The following is a 5,963-nucleotide window of genomic DNA, read 5'->3' as shown; positions in this document are numbered from 1 at the left end:
GAATGCCTCATCGTTTGAATGCCTCATTTCCCGCTAATGTGCGATGAACCAAAAAAAAGGGCCTCACGAGAGGCCCTTTCCAGCATACAGCTTTGCCCTATTGAGACGGGGGCTGCGTCATTGCTTCCATAACCTGTTCCAACGAGAAACTGGCCGCTTTCTGGCGCGGCGGATACTTCTTGAAGGTCGACAGGAACTCCCCTACGTAGGCCTGCGCTGGCACCAGCATGTAAGCCCGGTCGATCATCCAGTCAAAGTAGGTATTGGAGGTAATGATCGCGCGCTCGTACGGATCGCGCTTCAGATTGAAGATGTAAGGCAGTCGCAGCGGCACAAACGGTTCAATCCATGCCTGCAGTGTCGCTTCAGCGCGCTGCTCCATGAAAATGAGCTTCCAGTCCCTGTAACGCAGCGCGGTCAGGTCACCGTCGTCGGAGAAGTAGAAAATCTCGTCCCTTGGGCCCGCATCGACCTTACCTGTCAAGTGTGGCAGGAAGTTGTAACCGTCAAGGTGAACCTTATAGTTCCGGCCTATTGCACGATGTCCCTTCAGCAACTTCTCTTTGACGTCGGGCTCACCCGCAGCCGCCAGGAAAGTTGGCGTCCAGTCCATATGGTGCATGATCTCGTTTGAGATAGAACCCGCTTCGATATTGCCAGGCCAGCGAACCATTGCCGGCACGCGCCAGCCGCCTTCCCAGTTGGTGTTCTTCTCACCGCGGAAGGGCGTCATGGCCGCATCGGGCCATGTATTCATATGCGGACCATTATCCGTGGAGTAGAACACGATAGTGTTGTCGGCAATCTTTAACTCATCGAGTTTATCCAGGAACAGACCGATGTGCGCATCGTGCTCCAGCATGCCGCAGGTGTAGGGATCCTTGCCTCGGCGAGGGTATTGCTCCTGGCACCACTTCATCTTTTCATCTGAAACATGTGTCCGGAAATGCATACGCGTTCCGCTCCACCAGACAAAGAAGGGTTTGCCGGCCTGATGGGCTTTCTCGATGAACTTCAACGCCTCAGCGGCGGTATCATCGTCAACAATTTCCATGCGCTTCTTGGTCAGCGGGCCGGTGTCTTCGATCTTGCCGTCAGCCGAGGAACGAATCACACCGCGAGGCCCGAATTTCTTGCGAAACTCAGGGTCTGTGGGGTAGTCCTGGTTCTCGGGCTCTTCCTCTGCATTCAGGTGATAGAGGTTACCGTAGAATTCGTCGAAACCATGGTTGGTCGGCAGGTGTTCGTCCTTGTCGCCCAGGTGGTTTTTACCGAACTGGCCGGTCATGTAGCCGTGATTCTTGAGCAATCCAGCGATGGTCGGATCTTCCTTCTGCATACCCAGTTCAGCACCCGGCAGGCCTACTTTACTCAGGCCCGTACGGAACACTGACTGCCCCATGATGAAAGATGAACGGCCGGCCGTGCAGCTCTGCTCACCATAGTAGTCGGTGAAGATCATGCCTTCGTTGGCAATACGGTCGATATTGGGTGTGTGATAGCCCATCATGCCCATGGTGTAGGCACTGATATTGGACTGGCCCACATCGTCACCCCACACCACCAGGATGTTGGGTTTGTCAGCGGCCTGCGCAACGCCGGCCACACAGGCCAAGGCGCCGACAACCAACGATTTGGTCAATCTCAGCATTGAGAACTCCTTATTGTCAGAACAGGAAGATGTATTCCTTTGGCAAAGATAGCTTAACTGGCGAGAATAACAACCGTTGCGACGGCTCCCGACCACGCTACACATCTACTGGCTGAGAAAAGCTGCCTGCTTGATCTCTGCAAGCTGGTCACGCAGCGCTGCGGCCTCCTCGAATTCAAGGTTTTTGGCGTGTTCCTGCATCTGCGCTTCCACCTGTTTGAGCTTGCGGGCCAGCGCTGCGGGTGTCAGTGCGGCCAACTCCGCAGCGAACGTAAGACCGGGCTCCGCTACCTTCTTCGCCTTCCCCTTGCCGCGGGTGGGCATGCGGCGGGCACCCTCCATGATGTCCTGTACCGACTTCTCAACGCCCCTGGGCGTAATGTCATGCTCGAGGTTGTGGGCGATCTGCTTCTCCCGCCTCCGCGCGGTCTCCGCCATTGCCCGCTCCATGGACCCTGTCACCTTATCGGCGTAGAGGATGGCGCGGCCGTTCAGGTTACGCGCGGCCCGGCCTATGGTCTGTATCAGTGAACGGTCCGAGCGCAGGAAGCCCTCCTTGTCTGCGTCCAGAATGGCAACCAGTGACACCTCAGGCATATCCAGCCCCTCGCGCAGCAGGTTGATGCCCACCAGTACGTCGAATTCACCCAGGCGAAGGTCGCGAATAATCTCCACGCGCTCCACGGTGTCGATGTCCGAATGCAGGTAGCGCACACGTATGCCGTGCTCAGACAGATACTCAGTCAGGTCCTCTGACATACGCTTGGTCAACGTGGTCACCAGCACCCGCTCACCGCGGGCTACCGTTGTCGCGATCTGTTCCAGCAGGTTATCGACCTGGGTTGTGGCTGGCAGTATCTCAATTTCGGGATCTATCAGGCCAGTGGGCCGCACCACCTGCTCCACCACACGGCCGGCATGCTCCGCTTCATAGGGACCGGGGGTCGCCGAGACAAAAATTGCCTGCGGCACCAACTGCTCCCACTCCTGGAAGCGCAGCGGCCGGTTGTCCAGCGCCGAAGGCAGACGGAACCCGTACTCCACCAGCGTTTCCTTGCGAGACCTGTCACCTTTGTACATCGCACCAATCTGGGGAATCGTGGCATGGGACTCATCGATAATGACCAGCGCGGTGTCTGGAAGGTACTCGAAAAGCGTGGGCGGCGGCTGGCCCGCGTCCCGCCCGGAGAGGTATCGCGAGTAATTCTCCACACCCTGGCAGTAGCCGAGTTCGCGGATCATCTCCACGTCGTACCGGGTTCGCTGCTGCAGGCGCTGTGCCTCCACCAACTTATCGTTCTCCTTGAGCTGCTTGACCCGGACTTCCAACTCCGCCTCGATCTGCTCCACCGCACCGAGCATCACGTCGCGCGAGGTGACATAGTGGCTTTTGGGGAAAATGGTGATTCGAGGAACCTTGCTCTCTACCGCACCAGTCAGCGGGTCAAACAGGTATATGTTGTCGATTTCTTCATCAAACAACTCGATACGCACGGCCTCGCGCTCGGAGTCGGCGGGAAATATGTCGATAACATCTCCACGGACCCGGTAGGTGCCGCGGGAAAAATCCACGTCATTGCGCGTATATTGCAGCTCGGCCAGCTGGCGCAGCACCTCACGTTGGTCAACAAACTCGCCCCTGGAGAGGTGCATGACCATTTTGAAGTACGACTTGGGATCGCCAAGGCCGTATATGGCGGAAACAGTTGCCACGACCAGGCAGTCCTCACGCTCCATCAACGCCTTGGTCGCGGACAGCCGCATCTGCTCTATGTGATCATTAACGGAAGCATCCTTCTCGATAAAGGTATCCGAAGAGGGGACATAGGCCTCGGGTTGGTAGTAGTCGTAATAAGAGACAAAATACTCCACCGCGTTGTTAGGGAAGAACTCCTTGAACTCGCCGTATAGCTGGGCCGCCAGCGTCTTGTTGTGCGCCATGACGATCGTCGGCCGCTGAATCTGCTCTACCACGTGAGCCATGGTAAACGTCTTACCCGAACCGGTGACGCCCAGCAGAGTCTGCGAAGCCAGGCCCGCCTGTATCCCCTCCACCAACTGGCGAATGGCTTCGGGCTGGTCACCCGCAGGCTGAAAACTGGACTCCACTTTAAATGGGCGTGACACGGGTTACTCCCCTGGTGTGACTCGAAAAAAAAGCCCCATATTATCGACTACATAGCGCTGGATTGCAGCCCGTATTGCGGCCCTCGGATTAAGCCCAAATAAACGGTTCAGGGTGTTGACCGCACCCCCCGTGATCATTAATATACGCGGCCTCTGGTTAAGTCCATTCCGCCTTAGCTCAGTTGGTAGAGCAAATGACTGTTAATCATTGGGTCGCTGGTTCGAGCCCAGCAGGCGGAGCCATATTTCGAGTTGGATAGCGCGACGTTATCTGATTCTCTGCATTGCATTGTGTTACAAACCGCAGGGTATATACCGAATGCCCTGCCGGTTGCTTCTTTGAAAGATCGCATCATCACCAAACCCTCACACCCCGAAGGCAGATTTACCGATCCGCCCAACCGTGGATCCTGACCTGGCACTATCTATACAGCGCCCCCCTGCTCCACAAGGCCTTTTTTGCCACCAACGAATAATCACCCGGTAATCGTGTATACGGTGCACAAGGCAGCCAGTGGTGAGCGGCAGTCCAGCAGCGAACAACAAGTGGCCAAACGCCTGTTTATCAGAAAACAGCAATCCTCCTCTAAGCTTTTTCCAACTCAAGCGTGATCAGTTGCGCATTTTAGGTGTCAATAACTGGCAATTCTCGCGCGAAAAGCCATAGTTAAGGGTCCGTAAGAGCTTACAGAGGCATCTGTGGGCAGATCAGGCACAAACAAGTAAAAGCACGTAGATGAAAAACACATTGAACTACTATCAGGTACTGCACGTTGCTCCGGATGCCCCCCGGGAGATAATTCGTGCAAGTTATCGTGCGCTGATGCAGAAGCTGCGTATGCACCCGGACCTGGGTGGGAACAGCGATACTGCGGTCCTGATCAACGAGGCTTACTCCACGCTAACCGACCCATCACAACGGGCGGCGTACGACCAGGCACGGCACAGGACGGCAATGAAACCCGCAGTCCATCGGGAGTCACTCGATGCTCAGTCAGCGCTTCCAGGAAGTACAGCAGATTTACACTGCGTGTTTTGTAAAGCACCTCGGCTACTCGAACCTGGACAGAAGCCCACCGGCGGCGACTGCGAGAACTGTCAAAGCCCCCTACCCGGATCCAGACACTCGATCCGGGCCGAGGACGGGCGGCGGGATATCAGCAGAGTGCCGAAAGACCAGATTTTGGCTTACTGGACCCATTGGCCACAGAAACGACCTTTTCTTGCACGGTCCAGCGACATCTCCCTCTCCGGAATGAAGTTCAACTGCGACCAGCCGCTGCCCATGAACCAGGTCCTGAAGATAGAGTCACGGACCTTGTGCGCCACTGCCAGGGTGGTTCGCTGCTATGCAGACGGGACCCGATGGGGGGTGGGTGTACAGTTCCTCAGCCTGGGTTTCGACAATTCGTGCGGCTCATTTATAGCAGAGAGAGTCTAGGGAGCAGTAACTCCAGACCTGACCAGGGCTTCACCTGCAGACACTCCACAAACCGCTGAGCGGTAACTCAATCCGCTCAACACCAGTCAGCTACCCACGTTTTCCAGACCGTCTAATCCACCATTGGCAGATTCTGTCATTACGATCACTCCGTTGGTATCCGGCGCGATTTCGAGCGCCTCTGCTGCCAGGTCTACATCATCCGACGGCGAGTCAACATCTCCCCAGCCGCCGGAATCACCACCTGAATCGGCAGCTACGTCGTCAACCGACTCGACCCAGCCCTGGCCGGCACCTTCCATGCCCGAAGACTCCATGGCGAACATCAATTCATCTTCAACCACGGCATCGATGCCCGCCTCTTCCATGCTATCCGCGGACTTCTGCGCCGTGAGCAGGTCATCAACATTGAACATGCCGTCTTCAAACTGAAATGCTTCTACGTTGCTGACGGTATCGCTACCGTCCCGCCCTTCCACACTATCAGTAATGGTTACCAGTGAGTCCTCGCCTACATCGACGTTGTACTCGGAGGAAAAGCCCCTGAAACTGATGCTGTCCATCCCGCGACCGCCATCTATAACATCGTTCCCGGCTCCACCGCTGAGGAAATCGTCTCCATCGCCGCCGAGCATGGTATCGTCGCCCGCTCCTCCGAACAGCTTGTCATTGCCAACATTACCTTCGATGTGATCATCGCCCTTGGTGCCGATGATGGTGTCATCACCGGCGCCGCCGTCGATC

The 5,963-nt window shown here is 56.4% G+C and carries 4 protein-coding genes and 1 tRNA gene; 2 read left to right on the top strand and 3 right to left on the bottom strand.

Features of this window, described 5'->3' with window-relative positions; translation table 11 throughout:
• Positions 1-97: 97 nt before the first annotated feature.
• Positions 98-1,651: an arylsulfatase gene (locus C0039_RS20720; RefSeq protein ID WP_076001657.1), complete on the bottom strand. Its 1,554-nt coding sequence runs from the start codon at positions 1,649-1,651 to the stop codon at positions 98-100.
• A gap of 105 nt (positions 1,652-1,756) precedes the next feature.
• A complete protein-coding gene (uvrB, locus tag C0039_RS20715) occupies positions 1,757-3,778 on the bottom strand; it encodes an excinuclease ABC subunit UvrB (RefSeq protein ID WP_101519173.1) in 2,022 nt (673 codons plus the stop codon).
• A 167-nt stretch (positions 3,779-3,945) separates the two neighbouring features.
• On the opposite strand from uvrB, the gene C0039_RS20710 reads away from it, so the two are divergent.
• A tRNA-Asn gene (locus tag C0039_RS20710) sits at positions 3,946-4,021 on the top strand.
• A gap of 493 nt (positions 4,022-4,514) precedes the next feature.
• A complete protein-coding gene (locus C0039_RS20705; RefSeq protein ID WP_101519172.1) occupies positions 4,515-5,219 on the top strand; it encodes a DnaJ domain-containing protein in 705 nt (234 codons plus the stop codon).
• An 86-nt stretch (positions 5,220-5,305) separates the two neighbouring features.
• On the opposite strand, the gene C0039_RS20700 is transcribed toward C0039_RS20705, so the two are convergent.
• The coding region (locus tag C0039_RS20700) for a calcium-binding protein (protein ID WP_423810695.1) at positions 5,306-5,963 on the bottom strand (658 nt) is incomplete at its 5' end.

The sequence above is a fragment of the Pseudohalioglobus lutimaris genome (genome assembly GCF_002866825.1).
GTDB lineage: Bacteria > Pseudomonadota > Gammaproteobacteria > Pseudomonadales > Halieaceae > Halioglobus > Halioglobus lutimaris.
Note: the sequence above shows the minus strand (reverse complement) of the source record. Positions and strands in the feature narration are given on the sequence as shown.